Source organism: Dyadobacter sp. 32, from assembly GCF_902506755.1.
Classification (GTDB): Bacteria; Bacteroidota; Bacteroidia; order Cytophagales; family Spirosomataceae; genus Dyadobacter.
The window spans coordinates 4,835,277-4,854,259 of sequence record NZ_LR735258.1 but is presented as its reverse complement, the minus strand read 5'-3'; the positions used below and the strand labels follow the sequence as shown (position 1 = coordinate 4,854,259).

At 45.4% G+C, this 18,983-nt stretch carries 21 protein-coding genes and 1 pseudogene; 9 read left to right on the top strand and 13 right to left on the bottom strand.

From position 1 onward, the window contains the following. The first annotated feature begins 1 nt into the window (after position 1). The gene (locus DYADSP32_RS19820) at positions 2 to 400 is read left to right on the top strand and encodes a hypothetical protein (protein ID WP_149241135.1); all 399 of its coding nucleotides are present in this window, start codon (positions 2 to 4) and stop codon (positions 398 to 400) included. Next, complete coding sequence (locus DYADSP32_RS19815) at positions 345 to 893, top strand: hypothetical protein (protein ID WP_149241136.1); 549 nt, start codon at positions 345 to 347, stop codon at positions 891 to 893. Before DYADSP32_RS19820 ends, DYADSP32_RS19815 begins: the two co-directional genes overlap by 56 nt. Here the strand turns inward: DYADSP32_RS19815 and DYADSP32_RS19810 are convergent. Continuing rightward, entirely contained in the window at positions 816 to 1,106 is a 291-nt protein-coding gene (locus DYADSP32_RS19810) for an N-acetylmuramoyl-L-alanine amidase family protein (protein WP_414618177.1), read from the bottom strand. The genes DYADSP32_RS19815 and DYADSP32_RS19810 overlap by 78 nt on opposite strands. Before the next feature lie 254 nt (positions 1,107 to 1,360). Here DYADSP32_RS19810 and DYADSP32_RS19805 point away from each other — a divergent pair, with 254 nt between their 5' ends. Next, the gene (locus tag DYADSP32_RS19805; RefSeq protein WP_149241138.1) at positions 1,361 to 2,902 is read left to right on the top strand and encodes a YifB family Mg chelatase-like AAA ATPase; all 1,542 of its coding nucleotides are present in this window, start codon (positions 1,361 to 1,363) and stop codon (positions 2,900 to 2,902) included. Positions 2,903 to 2,980: 78 nt separating this feature from the next. Then, the gene (locus tag DYADSP32_RS19800; RefSeq protein WP_149241139.1) at positions 2,981 to 3,628 is read left to right on the top strand and encodes a Uma2 family endonuclease; all 648 of its coding nucleotides are present in this window, start codon (positions 2,981 to 2,983) and stop codon (positions 3,626 to 3,628) included. Between the two features lie 60 nt (positions 3,629 to 3,688). Here DYADSP32_RS19800 and DYADSP32_RS19795 read toward each other — a convergent pair whose 3' ends face one another. From DYADSP32_RS19795 to DYADSP32_RS19770, 6 genes are all read right to left on the bottom strand, one after another. After that, positions 3,689 to 4,150, bottom strand: coding sequence for a hypothetical protein (locus DYADSP32_RS19795; protein WP_414617913.1), 462 nt, complete (start codon positions 4,148 to 4,150; stop codon positions 3,689 to 3,691). Positions 4,151 to 4,162: 12 nt separating this feature from the next. Continuing rightward, complete coding sequence (locus DYADSP32_RS19790; protein ID WP_149241140.1) at positions 4,163 to 4,741, bottom strand: hypothetical protein; 579 nt, start codon at positions 4,739 to 4,741, stop codon at positions 4,163 to 4,165. 10 nt (positions 4,742 to 4,751) lie between these two features. Beyond that, the gene (locus tag DYADSP32_RS19785) at positions 4,752 to 6,053 is read right to left on the bottom strand and encodes a hypothetical protein (protein ID WP_149241141.1); all 1,302 of its coding nucleotides are present in this window, start codon (positions 6,051 to 6,053) and stop codon (positions 4,752 to 4,754) included. Between the two features lie 304 nt (positions 6,054 to 6,357). Then, positions 6,358 to 7,590, bottom strand: a complete 1,233-nt coding sequence (locus tag DYADSP32_RS19780) for a serpin family protein (protein WP_149241142.1) — start codon at positions 7,588 to 7,590, stop codon at positions 6,358 to 6,360. A gap of 141 nt (positions 7,591 to 7,731) precedes the next feature. Next, complete coding sequence (locus DYADSP32_RS19775; protein WP_414617912.1) at positions 7,732 to 9,369, bottom strand: hypothetical protein; 1,638 nt, start codon at positions 9,367 to 9,369, stop codon at positions 7,732 to 7,734. Then, positions 9,338 to 9,907 (bottom strand): RNA polymerase sigma factor, encoded by a 570-nt coding sequence (locus DYADSP32_RS19770; RefSeq protein WP_149241143.1) that lies wholly within the window; start codon positions 9,905 to 9,907, stop codon positions 9,338 to 9,340. The genes DYADSP32_RS19775 and DYADSP32_RS19770 overlap by 32 nt, the downstream gene beginning before the upstream one ends. 381 nt (positions 9,908 to 10,288) lie before the next feature. Here DYADSP32_RS19770 and DYADSP32_RS19765 point away from each other — a divergent pair, with 381 nt between their 5' ends. From DYADSP32_RS19765 to DYADSP32_RS19755, 3 genes are all read left to right on the top strand, one after another. Then, positions 10,289 to 10,585, top strand: a complete 297-nt coding sequence (locus tag DYADSP32_RS19765) for a muconolactone Delta-isomerase family protein (protein ID WP_149241144.1) — start codon at positions 10,289 to 10,291, stop codon at positions 10,583 to 10,585. A gap of 97 nt (positions 10,586 to 10,682) precedes the next feature. Further along, positions 10,683 to 11,120: a ribonuclease domain-containing protein gene (locus tag DYADSP32_RS19760; protein WP_149241145.1), complete on the top strand. Its 438-nt coding sequence runs from the start codon at positions 10,683 to 10,685 to the stop codon at positions 11,118 to 11,120. Between the two features lie 80 nt (positions 11,121 to 11,200). Continuing rightward, the gene (locus tag DYADSP32_RS19755; protein ID WP_149241146.1) at positions 11,201 to 11,644 is read left to right on the top strand and encodes a barstar family protein; all 444 of its coding nucleotides are present in this window, start codon (positions 11,201 to 11,203) and stop codon (positions 11,642 to 11,644) included. Positions 11,645 to 11,673: 29 nt separating this feature from the next. Here the strand turns inward: DYADSP32_RS19755 and pnuC are convergent, their stop codons facing one another. The 6 genes from pnuC to DYADSP32_RS19725 all read right to left on the bottom strand — a co-directional run bounded on the left by pnuC (position 11,674) and on the right by DYADSP32_RS19725 (position 16,579). Then, positions 11,674 to 12,297: a nicotinamide riboside transporter PnuC gene (gene pnuC / locus DYADSP32_RS19750; RefSeq protein WP_414617911.1), complete on the bottom strand. Its 624-nt coding sequence runs from the start codon at positions 12,295 to 12,297 to the stop codon at positions 11,674 to 11,676. A gap of 57 nt (positions 12,298 to 12,354) precedes the next feature. Continuing rightward, positions 12,355 to 13,893, bottom strand: coding sequence for a M28 family peptidase (locus DYADSP32_RS19745; protein ID WP_149241147.1), 1,539 nt, complete (start codon positions 13,891 to 13,893; stop codon positions 12,355 to 12,357). Between the two features lie 51 nt (positions 13,894 to 13,944). Beyond that, the gene (locus DYADSP32_RS19740; protein ID WP_149241148.1) at positions 13,945 to 14,274 is read right to left on the bottom strand and encodes a nucleotidyltransferase domain-containing protein; all 330 of its coding nucleotides are present in this window, start codon (positions 14,272 to 14,274) and stop codon (positions 13,945 to 13,947) included. 1 nt (position 14,275) lies between these two features. Then, the gene (locus DYADSP32_RS19735) at positions 14,276 to 14,677 is read right to left on the bottom strand and encodes a nucleotidyltransferase substrate binding protein (RefSeq protein ID WP_149241149.1); all 402 of its coding nucleotides are present in this window, start codon (positions 14,675 to 14,677) and stop codon (positions 14,276 to 14,278) included. Positions 14,678 to 14,739: 62 nt separating this feature from the next. Beyond that, positions 14,740 to 15,723 (bottom strand): porphobilinogen synthase, encoded by a 984-nt coding sequence (gene hemB / locus DYADSP32_RS19730; protein WP_149241150.1) that lies wholly within the window; start codon positions 15,721 to 15,723, stop codon positions 14,740 to 14,742. Positions 15,724 to 15,892: 169 nt separating this feature from the next. After that, on the bottom strand, positions 15,893 to 16,579 hold the full coding sequence (locus DYADSP32_RS19725; RefSeq protein ID WP_149241151.1) for a response regulator transcription factor: 687 nt from the start codon (positions 16,577 to 16,579) through the stop codon (positions 15,893 to 15,895). A gap of 236 nt (positions 16,580 to 16,815) precedes the next feature. Between DYADSP32_RS19725 and DYADSP32_RS19720 the strand changes: the two are divergent. After that, a pseudogene (locus tag DYADSP32_RS19720) lies at positions 16,816 to 17,493 on the top strand (alpha/beta hydrolase); the annotation flags it as partial. Between the two features lie 515 nt (positions 17,494 to 18,008). After that, on the top strand, positions 18,009 to 18,830 hold the full coding sequence (locus DYADSP32_RS19715; protein WP_149241153.1) for an SDR family oxidoreductase: 822 nt from the start codon (positions 18,009 to 18,011) through the stop codon (positions 18,828 to 18,830). Positions 18,831 to 18,983 lie beyond the last annotated feature (153 nt).

Here is an 18,983-nt window from a genome sequence, read left to right as displayed (position 1 = left end):
GATGACGGACGCCAAAACCGTCTATAAACAGAGGGTCAATGGCGGTGATTTGCCTTACTACTCGCTTGGGCTGGCCTATGACAATGGTGCTAATTATACCAATGGTAATATTAGCCAGATGCAATGGAGCGGCAAGGATGAATCTGCGTTTACCAAAGGGTTAAGTTTTGCCTATGACGATGTCAACCGGCTGACAGGGTCCGCAGGCCTAAGCGGCTATGGTGATACAGAAAGTGGTATTCTCTATGACAAAAACGGGAATATCAGGACACTCGGCCGCGCAGGGGCAATCACCGATGACCTGACTTACGCCTACTCAGGCAACCGGTTATCCTCCGTTAACGATGCATCAGCCAATAACAGCGGGGGTGCAAAGTGGGACAAGCAGTTATGGTTATGACGGAAATGGTAACATGCTGACAGACGGCAACCGGGGAGCGGTCCTGACTTACAACTATCTGAATCTTCCCAAAACCGTTGCCATCGGTGGAAAAATGCTTACCTATGACTATGACGCTTCCGGCACCAAGCACAAATATATCGCTGATACTTTAACCGTAAAATATGCGGGTGCTTTTGAATACAATGCAAATAATCTATTTAAAAGACTTTCCATCAGTGAAGGGCAGGCTGTAATAAGGCAAGATACTTTACGATTTGATTATTACTTAAAAGACCATTTAGTAAACGTACGTATCGTTTTTGATGAAAATGGTGGTATTTTGCAGAAGAGTGATTACTACCCTTTTGGATTAGAGATTGATCGGAATAGTGCCGCTCAAACCCCAGCGGCCAGAAATTCGGTTAACCGTTATCTATATAATGGGAAGGAAGTGCAAGTTGGCAGCGGGTATCTTGACTATGGCGGTAGAAACTACATGCCTGAACTTTGAAGAATGACATCTGACAGAGGTTCGCGTCATGATCACTTTCGCGCCCTTTTCTTCCAGTATTTTTCGTAAAAGTAGTGCTACCCTCAGGTTCACCCATTCTTCCCGCTCACCGGCAGGGCCTACACGGTAATGATCAGTCTGGGAGGTGCCTCCATGCCCGGGATCAATGCAAATCACCTTGCCCCTTATTGATGCTGACGCCGGGTAAGCCATACAAAAGATCAAAAACAGCAGGATTACTAACCTGCCTTGAACCAGCTTTTTCATTTTCATAAGGAAATGGTGTTTTAGGGATGGATAAGTACTTATGTGATAATTTTAAACCTGAACGAGGCTCTAAAGCCAATCAACTGCCCGGGCACAAAGATGCAGATCCAATTCTGAAATACTCCGAATTGCCAATTTCCTGCTATTTTTGACAAAAAATATTTATAATTACACACTTCATTCACAAGCACTATATCAACATGCTAGCTAAAACCTTTGGAAGCGCGGTGTATGGCGTCGACGCCACCATGATCACGATTGAAGTAACCGTGGGGCAAGGCATCAGTTTTTTTATGGTTGGCCTCGCCGATAGTGCCGTCAAAGAAAGTCAGCAGCGCGTAGAAGCCTCTTTAAAGTATTTCAATTACAAAATGCCACGCCAGAAAGTTGTGGTGAATATGGCACCTGCTGATATCCGAAAAGAAGGATCGGCGTACGATCTCCCTATTGCTCTGTGTATTCTTTTGGCATCCGAACAACTGACCTCCGAGCGAAATCTCGAAGATTATGTGATCATGGGGGAGCTGTCACTTGACGGAAAGCTCAGGCCTATCAAAGGTGTGCTCCCTATTGCCATTGAGGTGCGCAAGCAGGGATTCAAAGGATTTATTCTGCCAGCCGAAAATGCCCATGAGGCCGCTATTGTCAATAATATCGACGTTATTCCGGTGGAGACACTGGAAGATGCAATCGCCTACCTGGAAGGGAGAAGTGACATTCAGCCGTTGGTCGTCGACACGCGCGACCTTTTTTTCACAAGCCAGAATGAATACGATGCAGACTTTTCGCACGTTCAGGGACAGGAAAATATCAAACGGGCTTTGGAAATCACCGCAGCAGGTGGCCACAATGCGATTATGATAGGCCCTCCGGGTGCCGGTAAAACCATGCTTGCCAAACGCATCCCCAGTATACTACCGCCATTGAGTTTACCGGAGGCCCTGGAGACGACCAAGATTCACTCCGTAGCCGGGAAGCTTGGCGCGCGGGCCACATTGGTTTCAAGACGGCCGTTCCGTTCGCCGCACCACTCCATAAGTGACGCTGCTTTGGTAGGCGGGGGAAGCTATCCCCAACCCGGAGAAATATCGCTTGCGCACAACGGCGTTCTGTTTCTGGACGAATTGCCTGAATTCAAAAGAACCGTTCTAGAAGTTATGCGCCAACCGCTCGAAGAACGCAAAGTCAGTATTTCCAGAGCCAAAATGGCTGTAGAATTTCCTGCAAATTTCATGCTCATCGCCAGTATGAACCCATGCCCGTGCGGATACTACAACCATCCCGAAAAGGAATGTGTATGCGGACCCGGGGTGGTACAAAAATATCTGAACAAAATAAGCGGCCCTTTGCTTGACCGGATTGATCTTCACGTGGAAGTAACTCCGGTTTCATTTGATCAGATCGCTTCTACGAGAAGGTCCGAAAGCAGTGAACAAATAAGGGAACGCGTAATCCGTGCGAGAGAGATCCAGACAGCGCGCTTCAAGGATAAAAAGGAAATTTATTCCAATGCGATGATGCCGCCCGAACTGGTGAAGGAGATTTGCCAGATCAGCGATCCAGGAAAAGCATTATTGCGAACAGCCATGGACCGGTTGGGGCTTTCTGCACGGGCCTACGACCGGATTTTAAAAGTATCGCGCACCATTGCCGATCTGGCGGGCAGCGACGACATCAAAGTGGAGCACCTGGCAGAGGCGATTCAATACAGAAGCCTGGATCGGGAAAGTTGGGCTGGCTAGAGCCGATGACAAAAAAAGTCATACTTTTATAAACTGTATAATTGTGTTATTTTTGAACGACTAACATGCTGTACTTCCATGAGTAACCGCCTTATTTCTGAAATACTTAACGAACCCGATGCGTACTTTTTGCTTCAGGAGGCGAATGCTATCCTCAACCGGGAAAAGGAACGCAGGATGAAGTTTTATAATGATATTACTGAGCAGGAAAAAGTGGAGTTTATCAATGGTGAAATCATTGTACATTCACCTGTCAAAAAGCGCCATAATACTGCTTCTCTGTTATTGGCGCAACTCCTCAATATTTATTCGTGTAAATACAATCTTGGCTTTGTAGGCATCGAGAAAATAATGATTACGCTCACCCGTAATGATTACGAGCCGGATATCTGTTTTTTTCGCAGCGATAAGGCAAGTGGCTTTACTGAAGACCAAACCCTATTTCCAGCCCCTGATCTTGTTGTTGAAATCATTTCCGATTCCACAGAGGCTCGGGATCGTGGTGTCAAATTCCGGGATTATCAGGCGCACAAAATAGAAGAATACTGGATCATTGATCCCGACAACCAGACCCTGGAACAATATCACCTGAAAGGAGACGCTTATAACCTCATCCTGAAATCAGCTCAGGGCTTCGTTCAAAGCTTTGTTGTGAATGACTTTCGCATCCCAATTTCAGCCATTTTCGATGAAACGGAAAACCTGAAAGCCATACAAAACCTTTGAAAATAAGACGGAAAAACATTCTGGTAAGTTCGCACCTCAAAGTTCTTCCTATTTCATCCTTCACAGTTTCCTAAACACCAGGCGCTCCTCCGACCCATCAAAGTAGATCACCAGCTGATTTCCCAGCCTCTGGTAATAGCCGGTTTTGTTTGATGGAAGCCATGCCTTGGAACTCCAGGCTGGCTCGCCCACTTTTGTACCCCCAAACGAAACAACCTTAAAGTTGCAGGTCTTATCCAGTGTGTATGTGCCGAAAACGGTGTTGGCAAAAGTATGGCCTTCGATGGTTCCTTCCTTTTCGTTATCCTTGAAAGTGAATACGACACCTTTGCCCTCTGGCTCCGGATCTCCCGACAACGCTCCAGTTGTTTGGTTCTCAAAAGCTTCCAGCCTCCATGTCCCGGTGATGGTGTTATATTCACTGCATAGCGGCGGCACGCAACAATCCTTGCCAGTACCGCATTCAAAAGCAGAAAGCCCGACGGCAAGCAGGATAAAAATCAAAAATGCCAATCTTTTCATATCATTCTGAATTTAAAAAGCCATTCCCAGTTTCAAAGCAAGCCTATTGTACACGCGCTCTTCCTTCCTGTAAGTTTGCTCCCACAAAAGAGGTTTGTTAACTATAATTTCTTGTCTTTTGTAGGACAATGAGATCGTAAACGCTGCACCTCCAGGTTTTCCATACGTCAATCCGATACCGGGGTTTAGCATGAAGCCACCTTTGGTATGATAGCCGTCCGAATCCTGGTGCAGCCAGGTAGCTCCGTACCCCGCGTCCAGTGCTGCAAATAACCGTCCCGGCCCCCTTTTTGTAATGACATAACGTCCCCCAGCGGCAATCGGGGTAACCAACGCTGTTTTGTACCAATCCATACCGACGGTAATGCCGGCAGAGAGGTAATCATTCAATTTCACACCATTAAACATCTGGGCAGAAAGGCTGAATTTACTATCCACCCGGTTACTGCCACTTCCAAAGTCATACTTAGTCCGTCCTGTAAGGATGCCCAGTTCGGTATGGTTTGTATAACGCTTTACTTTTTTAACATGTTGGGGAAATGCCTGCGGCGAAATCATAACGCACAGCATCAAAATGCCAATGGCCCTCATGATTTGCCGGTTAAAGTTTTTCCACCAAAATTTTGCTCAGTAATTTCAAATTCTCCGGATCAACGGCATCATACTGATAAAACCCGTCCTTCCCGATAACCAGCAATGTTTTATCCAAGGATATAACATCGTAGGCATCCATATCTTTAAAGTGCGCCAGCTGATTTTTATCCACTGCCATCTTATCAGCCACGTCAAATACTTTCAGTCCATGCTCCCCTTCACACAAGAACAATGTCGGGGAACTAATACTGAGACCATGCGGATTCTGCATCTGATAAGTCTTCATGAGCGTTGGAGCAGAAGGATTGGAAATATCAAGAAGATCCAGCTGGTTTTGGGTACCGGCACAATTTGTACCACTGCGGATGGTCACATAGGCGATATCATCCTCTACCACCACCGGGTCGCAGGCACGCCCATGCTGAAATACGGATAACTGCTTTGGTGCCGCCGGATTACTGTTGTCGAAAATGTACATACCGGTTGTGGATCCAATGAAGAGCTTATTCTGATAAGGGAAAATGGTTTCTATTCCCCAGCCAATGTTCACCGTCGCAAAATCTTTGGGCTGCGTGGGATTGGCGATATTAAAGAGGTGCAGGTTATTTTGCCCAACGGTATACAAATAGTTACTATGCAACGCAAACCTGGCCATGGAGCCCGCCTTTCCGCTGGTTCCGCCTGAGTTAGGAGAAGCGCTAGCACTTTTTCCGCCCGACAGGCTGGCATACGACATAAAATCCTGATAATAAAGTGGGTATGCAACAGCCTCTTCACAATTGGTCGCGACCGTTTCGGTCACATATTCAACATTATAATCCTGGATAGCTTGGTCACGTATTACCCCATTGGAACTGTTAAGACTCCACCAAACACCATCAAACTGGCCGTTAGTAAAAACATTTTCCACCCGACCTACTTCTCTGACATGCAAAGGATCCTGAATGTTGAGCGCTACCAAATCCGAAAAACTATCTGCGTACAGTATATTATCTCGAACCGCGAGATCTCCGTTTCCAGGGATTTTGATAAACGATACGAACGTTGGATTGGTGGGATCACTATTATCTATGATATGAATTCCCTCTTTGATTTCGTTTATGAAAAGATAATTTCCTTTGACATACATCTTACCGGGACGAACCAGCTTGTGTGAGGGTTCTGAACCTACTGATGTGCGTAGCTCCTGCATCGAACGGGTGACCTGAACTAATCTGCGGGTAACCCGGGTTTCTTTGCACTGATCATTACATGACCAGGATGTGATTGCCAGAAAGCAAACACAGAATAGTAAAAGTTTCGGATTCATGACAAGGGAGCTTTTGGTAAAACGAAATATAATTATATTTTTTCCTGCTTTATCACAAGACAAACCTTTCTCTCAAAAGGTTGGAATGAAATCACAAAATCGTCCGGAAGCAATGCCACCGGACGATAACGCACCCCAAAAACGCCGGTCACCTGACGCTTTTAACCTTCGCTCGCGGCCCACTGGCCGTCGGCATTTGGCATTTCACTACCATTTAATTTTGTTGGCTAATAGATATATAAATTTCCTGCTGATTATTCTTGTGCTCGACCAACCTCCCTGGAACCGTAGCGTAAACGAAACCTTACTTACTGGCAGGATTCATGATTCTTCCCATAAAAAGGATGGTATTGGAAGTCTTCTCACTGATTACCAATGCAAATGGGCGGTCACAGATGTACTCCGGTATCACAGGTACAGAGGTCAGACCAACACCAATTGTAGTAACGGCAGCCGCCTCAGTACCGGTTTCGTCGATGCCTAAGAATGCGTCCTGCTTTACAAAGTCAACCAATAATCCGCCACTTTTGCTGATTTTGGTAAGCTCTGCTGCATCCGTGAATACATTTTTGATCCCCATATTTTTTAGGGTTTCATTGAGTTTGGCAGCGTAATTGAGTGTGAAGCGAGGCAACCCTACTTTAACTTTTCCGGTGGAAAGTCTGGTGGTCTGGAGCTCGTTCCAGTCTTGTACGGTAAGGCCTTCCACAACCTGGCCCACCTTTTTGTCTGCCTTTGGGATCAGGAGCGTCATGTTGAACTGCCCGTTGGCATAGGGTAGCTGTACGGCCCGGTAATTTTCCCCGTCTGCTACCTTATAATTCCCTTCGTTGAGCATCATTTTCACTGTTTTGGATGTACCTTCCTGAAGTTTGAAAGGTGTATCCACTGTGTTCTTTGAATCGAATTTAGTCGCCCAGTCTCCCTTGAAATACAATGCATTCAGCAAAAACATGACATGGTTGGAATTGATTTGGTCAATCACCTTATCAATTTTCCCATTGGTCTTGTCGCTCGCCCACTGATTCATCCTGGCTTTGGCAGCGTCATTAAATTCCAGACCTGTAATTTCTGCATTGAACGATTTTTTCAAGATATCCTGAAAACTATTTTCGACCTGAAAACCAGTCTTGTACCACACAGAATTAGCAAGGCCCAGTTTCACTTTGGAGTCGGCGAGAGGCAATTCGTTGATAAGTGTTTTGTATGCCTTATTGACTTCTTCCCGAGAAATCCCCTCCATTTTTAAGGTTTTCAGAATTTCCCGAGAAGTTTCATTTTCTGCACCGTTCTCAAGCATTCCCAGCGCCATATGCAGGCTTAAAGGAGAAACAAACAAATTCTGTTCAGCTGGCTGCGTTTGTTGCAGATTTTTAAAAAATTCGAAAGCAAATTGTGTAGTTCCTGAAGCTACACTTTCGTTTACAACCACCGGGCGAACCTCGTCGACGGGGCCGACCCCGCTGTCGTTGCACCCGACAACCGCCATGCTAAACAGCACGGACGGCAACAGACATTTTTTAAGAACTTGATTCATGGCTAATAAATGGTAGTACTTTATAGAAATGACGATACCCGTTTTGTGCAGAAGATAAGTCCAAGTATTTGCATATCGACTTTCCTCACAACAACAAAGAGTAAAAACAAGGGTGATTGGTTGGAACAAAAACCCAATTTTTTAAAAAGAATATCGCATGCCCCAGGAAACACCATATAGGTATGGGTGTGATTCCAGATTTTGATTGGAACGGAACCCGGAAGTAACAGCTTTCTGATACGATCCTGTCAGACTTGCCTTCCACCTGGATGAAAGCTTGTAATTGAACCGCAATCCGGTGGTGGCTGCCCAGCTGGTACCGCGGTAGACCTCATCAGCGGCTGTGGTTTTAATGACATTTCCACTGGCAGATTCCAGCTCATTATTCAGAAAGAAATTAGCCATCATGCCACCCAGGACAGAATAGCTAAGTTTTCCATCCGGATTCAAAGTAAACCCTGCCTGAACAGGAAGCTGAAGATATCTGTAATCATTCCGGACTTGTTTCGACACATCTATGTACAGCGTGCTGTTATTCGTTCCCACGAGTGCGTTACCTGGCCCCTTACCCGCCTGTAAGTCAGCATAGGCGTTCTCAAGAACATTTGAAGAACCAAAGGTCGCGGCATCAAGCAAATATCCGCCACCTTCGTATTGAGAATTTCCCTGTAAATAAGTGATACCTGTTTCTACGGACCAGTGTTTGGAGATCCGCATGCCACCTTGGGTTTGTACTGCGTAGGAAAAACCCGGATCATTCTTTCCGGTTAAAGACTTCTGGCTCGCGTAAGATTTACTTGCAAATGACGCAGGAGAGTTTTTAATATTGACATCCGGATTAAACGATGCTGGCATTAACCCTACACCTGCCCAATACTCCTGGTGTTTTTTAATCACAGGTTCACTCGGTTCGGCCTGTTCTTTGTAAAAAACGTACCGTTTCTGAAAATAAACATCCCGCTCTTTGAAAGGAAGTGCAGCAAGCATATCCGCTGTAATCACAGGACGGCCCAAGTCTGTACGATTGCCAACTGGCTCTACGGCCCGTTCTGCAAGGTTATTACGGTTCGAAGCTGGTGGTTGAGCTGTAACTGCGAATTTTTCCGTATCTGATACTTTATTATCTGCAACCGTTTTAGGCCTATTACCAACGCTAGCCACTGCGCCGACCGGATTAATTCCAGTGGCGTCGGATGACTCAGGCCTCGCTTGGATTTTATCTTTTCTGCGAACGGCTATCTCCGTTTTTGCAACATCTGATCCGTTGGCATGCTGATTTTTGGATATCCCCAATGGTTCAGAAGCAGGCGTACTGTTCTCTCTAATGGCCGCAACACCGGATGCCCCGGAAATGGAGGAATCTGCGCCTTCCAAATTATGTCCGGAACCCGATTTGCCCTTTGAGGCCATGTGGATGCTTTCGGTTTTGATTGAATCCCTACGCACATTTTGAAGCCACAGCCCGCCGGTAACAAGCAGCGCAAGCATGGAAGCAGCGGCATACCACAGCTTAGGTGACCGCCACCACAAGGGAATAATCTTAGCATCATCCTTTTCGTCGAGCCTTTGCTCAATACCCTCCCAGGCCGTAGCCGGTGGCATCATCGAGGTTTCCTCAAAAGCCTTTCTCCACTGATCTTCAAAAATGCGGCTCGGATCACCCTGGTCCAGGCGTGCCTCTATACCCTCCCATACCGATTCCGGCGGAGTGACAGAGGCCTCCTCAAAAGCCTTTTTCCAGTGATCGTTAAAACTGCGTTCTTTGGACGGATCCATCATCAAATCTCTTTTCTTTATTCAATTTCTGTTGCAGAAGACTTCTGGCGCGCGAGTATTGCGATTTGGAAGTGCCTTCTGATATTCCTAATTTTTGAGCGATCTCATTGTGCTGATATCCCTCGATAGCATATAAGTTAAATATGGTCTGGCAGCCCACCGGAAGCTCATGAATAAAGCCCATGAGTTGCTGCAACTGAAAATCGGCCAGCGTAAACTCCTTGTCTGCAAGGCCGTTCTCGTGTAATTCTATGTCCGACAGATCCTTCCAGTTTTTTTGCTGACGCAAATGGTTCAAAGCCGTATTCACAGTCACCGATCTAAGCCAATACTCGAGTGGCGAATCATTTCGGAAGGAATGAATATTTTCATAAATCTTAATAAATGCATCCTGAAGTACGTCCTCAGCATCTGTTCTATTCTTGATATAGCGCATACAAATAGCGAACAGCTTCCCCCCGAAAACATCATAAAGTTGTTTCTGGGCGAGGCGGTTACGCTGTTTACAGCCACTCACCAATTCTTGTTCGTTAAAGGTCATCCGAAGTTCAGGGGTGCTTCGTTAGTTATTTGTCACTTTTTTCCAGGCTTAGGTACGGGTCAACTCAACACTGATCATTGAAAAGCCAACCGATTAGCAATCACTCAACAAAGATAAGCGAATGCTATGTTCGATGATTTTCAGGTCTGTATTAAGCCGCTCTACAATGAATGATCCACCTAAGGCGAAAAAGGTTGGAAAACCAATTGAATATATTTCAACAACTTGGAATCGCATGAAATTATGGTACCTTGGGAATACGGAAACATCACAAGTTGTTGGTCGTAATAAAGTGCTGCACAGACGAGTTTTAGGAACTAATCACACGTGCATATCCTTTATACATACAGAAGTTTTTGTACACCTAACTTCTATCGAGCTATGAGCCAATATATGGTAGAAATACAGCTTCCTGCATTTATGTCGGAAGATTTCAAGGAAAAAATTCCAGCGCAAAGGAAAAAGATTAATGAGCTGATGGAGCAGGGGCGGATGATGTCCTATGCCTTGGCCGATGACTATTCAAAGCTCTGGTGTGTGGTGCGGGCCGAAACGGAGTTTGAAGTAATGTCGCTGATTTCAGAGTTTCCGCTTATCGATTACATGGAGCCTAACATTAACAAGCTGATGTTCAACAATGTCGTTGCCATGCGTTTACCCATGTTTTCACTGAATTGATCTTTTTTAACTAAAAGTACCCTTGTCACAGCAATCTGGCAAGGGTATTTTATTTTAATAATTACCAGGAAAAGGTTCTATTTCGATTAAAAGGCTCATGTTTCATTTCTTCTCAAAGCTACATAAACAGATTCGCCCGATATGGCTGATATGCTTAACGCTGGTATTTTTTGCCTGTAAAGGCTCATCTGAAACGCAAAATCAGGTAGGAGATAAGCAGGAAAATTACCAACACGAAAAATCGGAACGAACATCGAAAAGCAGGAATATTCCGCCAAAAGTACACGAGGTTCTGAACTACATCAGGAAACATCATAAGGCTCCGGAAGGACATGTGGGCGGTAAACGATTTGGAAATTTCGAAAAACTGCTTCCACAAAGAGATGCTGACGGGAAAATCATACACTACCGTGAATGGGATGTAAATCCCAAAGTCAACGGAAGAAACAGGGGAGCCGAAAGACTTGTTACCGGAAATGATGAAAGCGCCTGGTACACAAGGAACCATTACAAATCGTTTATTCAAATACGGTAAAGTTCCGGTTTTCAACATTTCACAATTATATTTGACCCCGTCGAGCTGATTTCTTCCCAAAAACTCTGAAAACCGAAACCATGAAAAATACACACTTCCTCCTCACAAAACCCGGCACGGACATAAGAAAGGTATTTAACGGAGCATTTGTTGGTAAAGTCGACGGGCAAAAAGCCACTTCTATGAAGGCATTTCTGGAAGAGATGGGCACAGCCATGCATTTTCCGGACTATGATGGCAAAAACCTGGACGCACTGGATGAGATGCTCAATGATCTTGAATGGATTAAGGAGAAGAAAGTAATCATTTTCATATCCAATTCGGCCGAATGGCTTTCAAAAGAGAAGTCGGCAGAGAAGATTTTTACCCTGCTGGACCTGCTGGATGCAACGGCAGAAGACTGGAAATGGCTGGACGAGGACGAGGAAACCTCAAAAAAAGACCTGAAAATAGTTTTTGACGATTCGGAACGGATCAGGCAGTTACTGGAAAGCCAGGAAATCACTTTTTCTGTCATCGAGTAATTTTGAAGGAAATTGATCGCAGGCAACGCCTAAACCCGCCTTTTTTGCAAATCTTTTCTCCACTGCATGTACCCCATTACTGCGAGTACAAGGAACACGGCGTATAGAATGGCGGTGAGATGTAGATCTTTATAGAAATACATGCCCACATACAGCGCGTCGGCCACAATCCAAATCAGCCAGTTTTCAAGGTACTTTCGCGCCATCATCCACTGTGCGATCAGGCTGGCGATGGTGAGGGCTGAGTCCATGTAGCTGAAGCTGGCATCCGTAAACCGGCCTAGCAAAAAACCCCAGAAAAGCGTTGTCAAGACAAAAATCAGTCCGAAAATTGCATAAAACCGCACTGGCATTTCAGATAACTGAACCCCATCATGACTTTTGCCCCCATACAACCACATCCACCAGCCATACATGCTGGTGAAGAAATAATATCCCTGCAATCCCATGTCAGCATAAAGCCGGGCCTGCCAAAAGACGGCGAAGTAGAGAACCGCGTTGACAATACCAAAAAACCAACCGAAAACGTTCTGTCGCGTGTTGAGGTAGACGCAGATGGCACCCGTAATAAAGCCTAAAATCTCAAGAGGCGTAGTAAGTATCCTTGCCAACGACACGGACCCATTCAACCATTCTATGATGTTGCTTAACAAAGGATAATCGGGGACAAATTATTTAAAGAAAACCGGACCTGGATTAAAAATTGATATTTACTTTCCGTACAGTTTCTTCCCGGCCTCTTCGTATTTATCCCCTTTAATCCATTGCGGAGCTGTTGCACGGTCAGCGATCAACCGCGCTGCATAGGTGATCGTCTTTGCAAATTTGAGTAGATAATCGAAGTCGATCGTCTCGGGATTATCAGAAACCTGGTGATAATTTTTCATGATATCGCCGTTAAACTCCTTGAAGCCCGGCGAAATGGTTGGAGCAGGAATTCCTTCTTTGGCAAAGCTCACATTGTCCGAACGGTCAAACAACCCCTGCTCCGGTGATGGTTCCGCAAACACACCCAGTCCAAAAGCTTTGGCCGCTTTTTCAATCTCGTCTTTCGCTCCGGTACGCTCCAGCCCCATCACTGCCACGATCGTCGTATCATTGTAACCTGCTCCATCTGAGTTGATGTTGAAGATACATTTGTTGAGCGGCAGCAAAGGATGCGCTGCATAATATTTGCTTCCGAGTAGCCCCACCTCCTCCGCTGTCAGGGCCACGATCAGCACCGACCGTTTTGGTGGATTTTTTGCGAATGACTCCGCAGCCGCAAGCAATGCCACGACGCCGAAAGCGTTGTCCCGGGCACCGTTGAAAATACTGTCTTCGGCCGTGTAGGCCTGTCCGCCTTGTTTGCCCACACCTACGTGATCGTAATGCGCCGAAACCAAAACGTACTCTTCTTTCAGTTTAGGGTCGGTTCCTTCTATGTAACCCACCACATTATAACTATTGATCAGCTGACTTTTTCTGCCGGCAGTTTTAAACTTTACTTCCGATACGCCTCTTAGCGAGCGGGTCAGGTTTGCCTCTTTTCCATTCACCCAGGCATGCGGGATATCCTGGGTTGCTTTTTGATCCGTGTCTGCAAGACCCATTTTTTCACCTGCAAAAAACCGGGTTACCACGTTCCATGGTATAGGAGCATTAAACAGCTCAATAACCGCAATGGCCCCCTTTTCAACAGCCAGTTTTCTCTTTTCGGCCGAAGAAGCCACTATTTCGGCGGGTGTCTGTACATCCGGTGTTCCACTTTGCACCAGCACAATTTTTCCCTTCACGTCAAGCCCCTTGTAGTCGTCCCAACTTTTGCCGGTATTTTCCAAGCCATATCCTGCATACACCAGAGGGGCTGTAATATCTGTTGCCCCACCGCTCATGAGTATCCAGTCCCGTCCACTTTTCATGGTTTCGGCATTGGCCACAATCTCTCCGTCGCCGGGAGCATTCATCTTGTCGAACGGTACGTTTTGATAATAAGCGTTATTTGGAATGGTTGCCGAAGCTGCGCCACCGGGGACAGGTTTTACTCCGAACTTTCTAAATTGCTCGGCAATAAAACGTGCTGCAACCTGGTTGCCGAGCTCCCCCGTACGCCGTCCCAACAGCTCATCCGCCGCAATAAACCGCATATTTGCTTCCACTTCGGATTTTTTGTAGGCGAATTCGGGCGGAAGGATGGCTTTTTTCTTTTGAGCAAATGAGAGTGTAGCTATGCAGATTAAACCAGATAATAATAGCAGCGTTTTTTTCATGATGGCTATTGAAATAATTCGGGTCAAATTGATTATTTATATACTGTAAATCTAATTATGTGAAGCAGGACAAGGGCTTATTTTTTGATAAAACAACACCCCATTCTTATCAATATGATCTTTTAAATCCTGATTAACAATTGCATGGTAGTCAAGAACATCGAACATATATGGCATCATTGTTTCCTCATTTAAAGTCGCTGCAATCTTCAAAATAATGTCAAAAGGGACATTGACCCCTTCCACTGCGATATCGATATCACTCCCGTTACTGAAATTTCCCTTTGCTCTGCTGCCAAAAATATATGCTCTTTCCACCTCCGGGTAGCTTTCCAGAACATGACCGATGGAAACAATATCTGAATCCCTTAAACCAAACATATCATAGCTCCGGTTTTAGCTTATTATAAACTTCTCTGAGCAACGGATGATAGATGGTTGAGATTTCTTTGACAACTCTGTCCGCTGTTTCTTCGTCGTAAGTGTGAGATGTAAGATTTCGGTTCTGAAGTGTCTGTAGCCAGATATGCCCGTTGGTGATGAGTTCCGTCTCAAAAGCCTTCTTGATCGTATCTCTGGGTGAACGGATATCCTGAAACCCTTGCTCCTCCAGGTATTCTTTCATCACATTCCATGTTAATTCGAAGCTGATTTCAAAAAACTGGATCAGTCCTGCCTTTTGTATAATATCCGGATCTTCAATGGCTATCGCCTGTTCAAGGAAACCTAATGACTTTTCCAGATTCTGAAACCGCTGCTTCCACCTGATCTCCCGATAATTCATAGTAGCAAAACCAATTAAACGTGAAACTACAACCCTTTATATTTCCAAAAAACAAAGGCCCGTCATTTTCCATCTAAAATCACTGCCGCCTCTTTCGCGAAATAGGTAAGAATACATTTTGCACCGGCACGGCGGATGCTCATCAACACTTCCATCATGGCGCGATCTCCATCCAGCCATCCGTTTTGTGCCGCTGCTTTGATCATCGCATATTCCCCCGACACGTTGTATGCTGCAATAGGAATATCAAAATTTTCGTCCAGCTGCCTGATGATATCCAGATAGGATAAGGCCGGCTTTACCATCAGCATATCTGCACCTTCTTCAAAATCAAGCTGTGCCTCCAGCAGTGCTTCACGCTTGTTCGCCGGGCTCATCTGATAGGTTTTTTTATCGCCAAATTTTGGAGCCGATTCCAGTGCGTCACGGAACGGACCGTAAAATGCACTGGCATATTTTGCCGAATAGGACATGATGCTTACCTCGGAGTAACCGTTTTCATCCAGTTGATTACGCATGTACCTCACCCGTCCATCCATCATATCGCTGGGTCCAAGGATATCTGCACCAGCTTTTGCCTGGGCAAGACTCATTTTTCCTAAAATTTCGAGTGTTGCATCATTCATAATCTTACCGTTGTCCACCAGCCCATCATGGCCGTCCGAACTGTACGGATCCATCGCCACGTCGGTCATGATGACGAGCTCGGGAAACTTTTCTTTGATCGCAGTAATGGCTTTCAGATAAAAGGTATCTTCCTTATAACTTTCAGATGCAACGCGATCCTTTTTGCTTTCCGGATAATTGGGGAATAAGTCTATAGCCCTGATCCCCAGATCGGTCACCTCTTTAAGTTCTTCCAATAAATAATCCAGGGAAAAACGATAAATGCCTGGCATGGATTTCACTTCAACCTTCTGGCTGGTTCCCTCCTGAACAAACATGGGAAATATGAAATCAGAAACGTGAAGGGATGTTTCCTGAACCAGGTCTCTTACGGCCGAAGATTTTCGGTTGCGTCGCGGGCGACGGGATATGTTGAACATGTGTTGTGCTTTCGGCGATCAGCTGTCGGCTGTCGGCTTTTTAAGTAATAGCTGTTTTACGGCAATAAATTTCTTACACAGAGAACCACGGAGAAAAATATAGAGTTTCACAGAGCTATTTTTTCTTGCCCTGCTCCTTTCTTCCTTCCTCCATATATCCTTCCTCCCTCTAACCTACCATCAATTTAAACCCCTCACCGTGCAGATTCATAATTTCGATGGACGGATCCTCTTTCAAAAACTTCCTTAATTTGGTGATATACACATCCATGCTCCTCGCATTGAAGTACGAGTCGTCACCCCAAATCGTTTTCAGGGCATAACTGCGGCTTATGGGTTGATTGATATTCTGACAAAAAAGCTTAAGCAACGCAGACTCCTTGCTGGTCAATCGGACTGATTTATCGCCGGAAACAAGCTGCTGATGACTGTAATCAAAAGTAAAAATGCCAACCTGATATCTGCTGTTCTCCTCCGAAGCCTCGGGTTGCTTGCGATAACGACGCAAAATGGCTTCAATCCGCAACACTAACTCTTCCCGATCAAAAGGTTTGGTAACATAATCGTCGGCCCCGGTACGAAAGCCCTGCATGGTATCCTCCTTCATCGACTTTGCAGTGAGGAAGATGATGGGTACATCCCGCCCGCTCATCCTTACCTCTTTGGCCAGAGAAAAGCCGTCCTTCTTGGGCATCATCACATCAAAAATACAAAGATCATACGCTTTGGCCACAAAACGCTCCCAACCCTTCTGACCGTCCGTGGCCAGGTCTGTTGGGAAACCTTTATCAATGAGGTATTCCTGAAGCAGCGCTCCGAGATTGGTATCATCTTCAACGAGTAAGAGATTGGGCATTGGTAAGGTAATTAGTGCCGTTTGACCGGGTTTTAAGTAGTATTATCCTTCGGTACCGCCTAGCAAAAGGATCCGAAATGATGCGAAATTGGAAAAGAATTTTCAGATTTTGCAGTACAGCCATCTGTTGTTTTATCAAAAACCAATCATTACACTCATCATAGCATTTAAATGACAATTTTTTGCCTAAAACTAACGAACTTTCGGAGCAAAGAAACCTTCATAAATCTTAATATATGTTAAAACTACTTTTTTGGCTTCTGGGAATTGTCGCAATTCTGGCCATTGTCTTTTTTCTTGGTCCGAAGGTAGACCAGGCCAAGCTTGATCCTACGCTTCCGATCGTGAGCCAGGATCTGATACAACTGGAGAAAGATGTCAATCAGTCGGAAGCTTCCGTCAAGGACATGAAACGGGACAACCAGGCCAGGATTATCTGGGCCGACACGGCGAAAAAAGAAAAAACACCTTACAGCATCGTTTACATTCATGGATTTGGGGCAAGCTGGGCTGAAGGCGACCCGATACATAAAGATCTGGCCAAACGGTATGGTGCCAACCTGTATCTGGCGCGCATGCACGACGCCGGCATCAGCGACCCGAATGCGTTCGATGACCTCACACCCGAGAATTTTCTGGCAGGTGCCAAACGTGCACTTTCAATCGGAAAGGCTCTGGGCGACAGCGTGATTGTGATTGGTACATCAGCTGGTGGATTATTGACTGTATATCTTGCTTCTACCAATCCCGAAATCAAAGGCGTAGTACTTTACTCTCCTTGTATGGCCGTAGCAAATCCCGCCATGAAATTGATGACAGGCCCATGGGGAAAGCAAATTCTCCACGCCGTAATGGGTGAGCACCGCCTCCCGGTCGATTCGGATCCCGAGCTGGCCAATTACTGGCTGCAGAGCTACAATACCAACGGATTGACCACCCTTCAGCAAAGCATCGACGCAATTGCCCGGCCCGAAACATATAAAAAAATAAAAATGCCCTTGTTTTTGGGTTATTATTACAAAAATGAAACAGAACAGGATCAAACGGTTTCGGTAAAAGCCATGCAGGATATGTTTCCGCTGATTGGTACCGCTTCCGGCCTCAAAGTGGAAAAGGCGTTTCCCGAAAGCGGCGACCATGTGATCGGATCTCATTTGCGATCCAAAGATGTAAAGGGTGTATATGAAGCCACTGATCAGTTTTTCATGCAAATACTTCATTTAAAACCTGTACAAGATGCTGCAGAATGAGGTTTCCCTGATCCTGTTGAAAACTTTGACCATTCAAAAAAATTATGATTTAAGTCTTCAAAACCCGTTCTTTGTCCCCCGAATGAATCATTCATTGTGGACAGTATTTAACCAGGCCATCTGATTTCAGGTCGGATTGCTTTTAAACTCAAAATTGAAAACGCCTTATTCATAACATCATGGCTTACGGTTTATTAAAAGGAAAAAGAGGAATTATATCAGGTGCTTTGGACGAAAATTCAATTGCCTGGAAAGTAGCATTGAAAGCAAAAGAAGAAGGAGCAACCTTCACCTTGACAAATGCCCCTATAGCCATGCGGATGGGCGCCATTAACGAATTGGCGAAAGTTTGCGATGCAAAGATCATTCCTGCCGATGCTACTTCTGTTGAAGACATTGAGAAACTTTATACGGAATCCATTGATGTGCTGGGCGGCAAGGTCGACTTCGTACTGCATTCCATAGGCATGAGCGCTAACATCCGTAAGGGAAAACCTTATGGCGATATGAACTATGAGTGGTATCTTAAGAGCCTGGATGTGTCCTCACTGTCACTCCATAAATTTTTGCAGGTGGCTGAAAAGCTGGATGCCATAAACGAATGGGGTTCCGTAGTGGCCCTTTCTTACATTGCTGCACAACGCACTTATCCCTTTTATACCGATATGGCGGAAGCCAAAGCGATGCTGGAAAGTATCGCCCGCAGCTTCGGTTACCGTTATGGAAAAGCCAAAAATGTTCGGGTAAATACCATTTCCCAATCACCAACCAAAACAACGGCAGGCTCAGGAATTGGCGGGTTTGATGCATTTTATGAATTTGCAGAAAAAATGAGCCCGCTTGGCAATGCCACTGCCGACGATTGTGCCAATTACACCATCTCTCTGTTTTCCGACCTCACACGGATGGTTACCATGCAGAATCTGTTCCATGATGGCGGTTATTCGTCAACAGGTATTTCTGAGGAGCTGGTAGAAATGATCCAGAACCAAAATAAGTAGTCGCACCCAACCCGAAGTTTACAAATTGTTGAATAAAAATCCCTCCGAAACAAGCTGTTTCAGAGGGATTTTTGATTTTAACTAAAATAATTACCCCACTCGTCCGTTTCGCGTTGTATGATATTTGTGAACCAATTAGTTTCGCTGAATTAT

What these genes read in the sequence shown, in the direction of transcription:
- DYADSP32_RS19805 (WP_149241138.1), top strand. Translation starts at nt 1,361, where the DNA reads ATGCTAGCTAAAACCTTTGGAAGCGCGGTGTATGGCGTCGACGCCACC.
- DYADSP32_RS19810 (WP_414618177.1), bottom strand. Translation starts at nt 1,106, where the DNA reads ATGGCTTACCCGGCGTCAGCATCAATAAGGGGCAAGGTGATTTGCATT.
- DYADSP32_RS19765 (WP_149241144.1), top strand. Translation starts at nt 10,289, where the DNA reads ATGAGCCAATATATGGTAGAAATACAGCTTCCTGCATTTATGTCGGAA.
- hemB (WP_149241150.1), bottom strand. Translation starts at nt 15,723, where the DNA reads ATGTTCAACATATCCCGTCGCCCGCGACGCAACCGAAAATCTTCGGCC.
- DYADSP32_RS19775 (WP_414617912.1), bottom strand. Translation starts at nt 9,369, where the DNA reads ATGATGGATCCGTCCAAAGAACGCAGTTTTAACGATCACTGGAAAAAG.
- DYADSP32_RS19820 (WP_149241135.1), top strand. Translation starts at nt 2, where the DNA reads ATGACGGACGCCAAAACCGTCTATAAACAGAGGGTCAATGGCGGTGAT.
- DYADSP32_RS19795 (WP_414617913.1), bottom strand. Translation starts at nt 4,150, where the DNA reads ATGAAAAGATTGGCATTTTTGATTTTTATCCTGCTTGCCGTCGGGCTT.
- DYADSP32_RS19725 (WP_149241151.1), bottom strand. Translation starts at nt 16,579, where the DNA reads ATGCCCAATCTCTTACTCGTTGAAGATGATACCAATCTCGGAGCGCTG.
- DYADSP32_RS19715 (WP_149241153.1), top strand. Translation starts at nt 18,009, where the DNA reads ATGGCTTACGGTTTATTAAAAGGAAAAAGAGGAATTATATCAGGTGCT.
- DYADSP32_RS19735 (WP_149241149.1), bottom strand. Translation starts at nt 14,677, where the DNA reads ATGAATTATCGGGAGATCAGGTGGAAGCAGCGGTTTCAGAATCTGGAA.
- DYADSP32_RS19780 (WP_149241142.1), bottom strand. Translation starts at nt 7,590, where the DNA reads ATGAATCAAGTTCTTAAAAAATGTCTGTTGCCGTCCGTGCTGTTTAGC.
- DYADSP32_RS19760 (WP_149241145.1), top strand. Translation starts at nt 10,683, where the DNA reads ATGTTTCATTTCTTCTCAAAGCTACATAAACAGATTCGCCCGATATGG.
- DYADSP32_RS19785 (WP_149241141.1), bottom strand. Translation starts at nt 6,053, where the DNA reads ATGAATCCGAAACTTTTACTATTCTGTGTTTGCTTTCTGGCAATCACA.
- DYADSP32_RS19790 (WP_149241140.1), bottom strand. Translation starts at nt 4,741, where the DNA reads ATGAGGGCCATTGGCATTTTGATGCTGTGCGTTATGATTTCGCCGCAG.
- DYADSP32_RS19770 (WP_149241143.1), bottom strand. Translation starts at nt 9,907, where the DNA reads ATGACCTTTAACGAACAAGAATTGGTGAGTGGCTGTAAACAGCGTAAC.
- DYADSP32_RS19740 (WP_149241148.1), bottom strand. Translation starts at nt 14,274, where the DNA reads ATGTTTGGTTTAAGGGATTCAGATATTGTTTCCATCGGTCATGTTCTG.
- DYADSP32_RS19815 (WP_149241136.1), top strand. Translation starts at nt 345, where the DNA reads ATGCATCAGCCAATAACAGCGGGGGTGCAAAGTGGGACAAGCAGTTAT.
- DYADSP32_RS19745 (WP_149241147.1), bottom strand. Translation starts at nt 13,893, where the DNA reads ATGAAAAAAACGCTGCTATTATTATCTGGTTTAATCTGCATAGCTACA.
- DYADSP32_RS19755 (WP_149241146.1), top strand. Translation starts at nt 11,201, where the DNA reads ATGAAAAATACACACTTCCTCCTCACAAAACCCGGCACGGACATAAGA.
- DYADSP32_RS19800 (WP_149241139.1), top strand. Translation starts at nt 2,981, where the DNA reads ATGAGTAACCGCCTTATTTCTGAAATACTTAACGAACCCGATGCGTAC.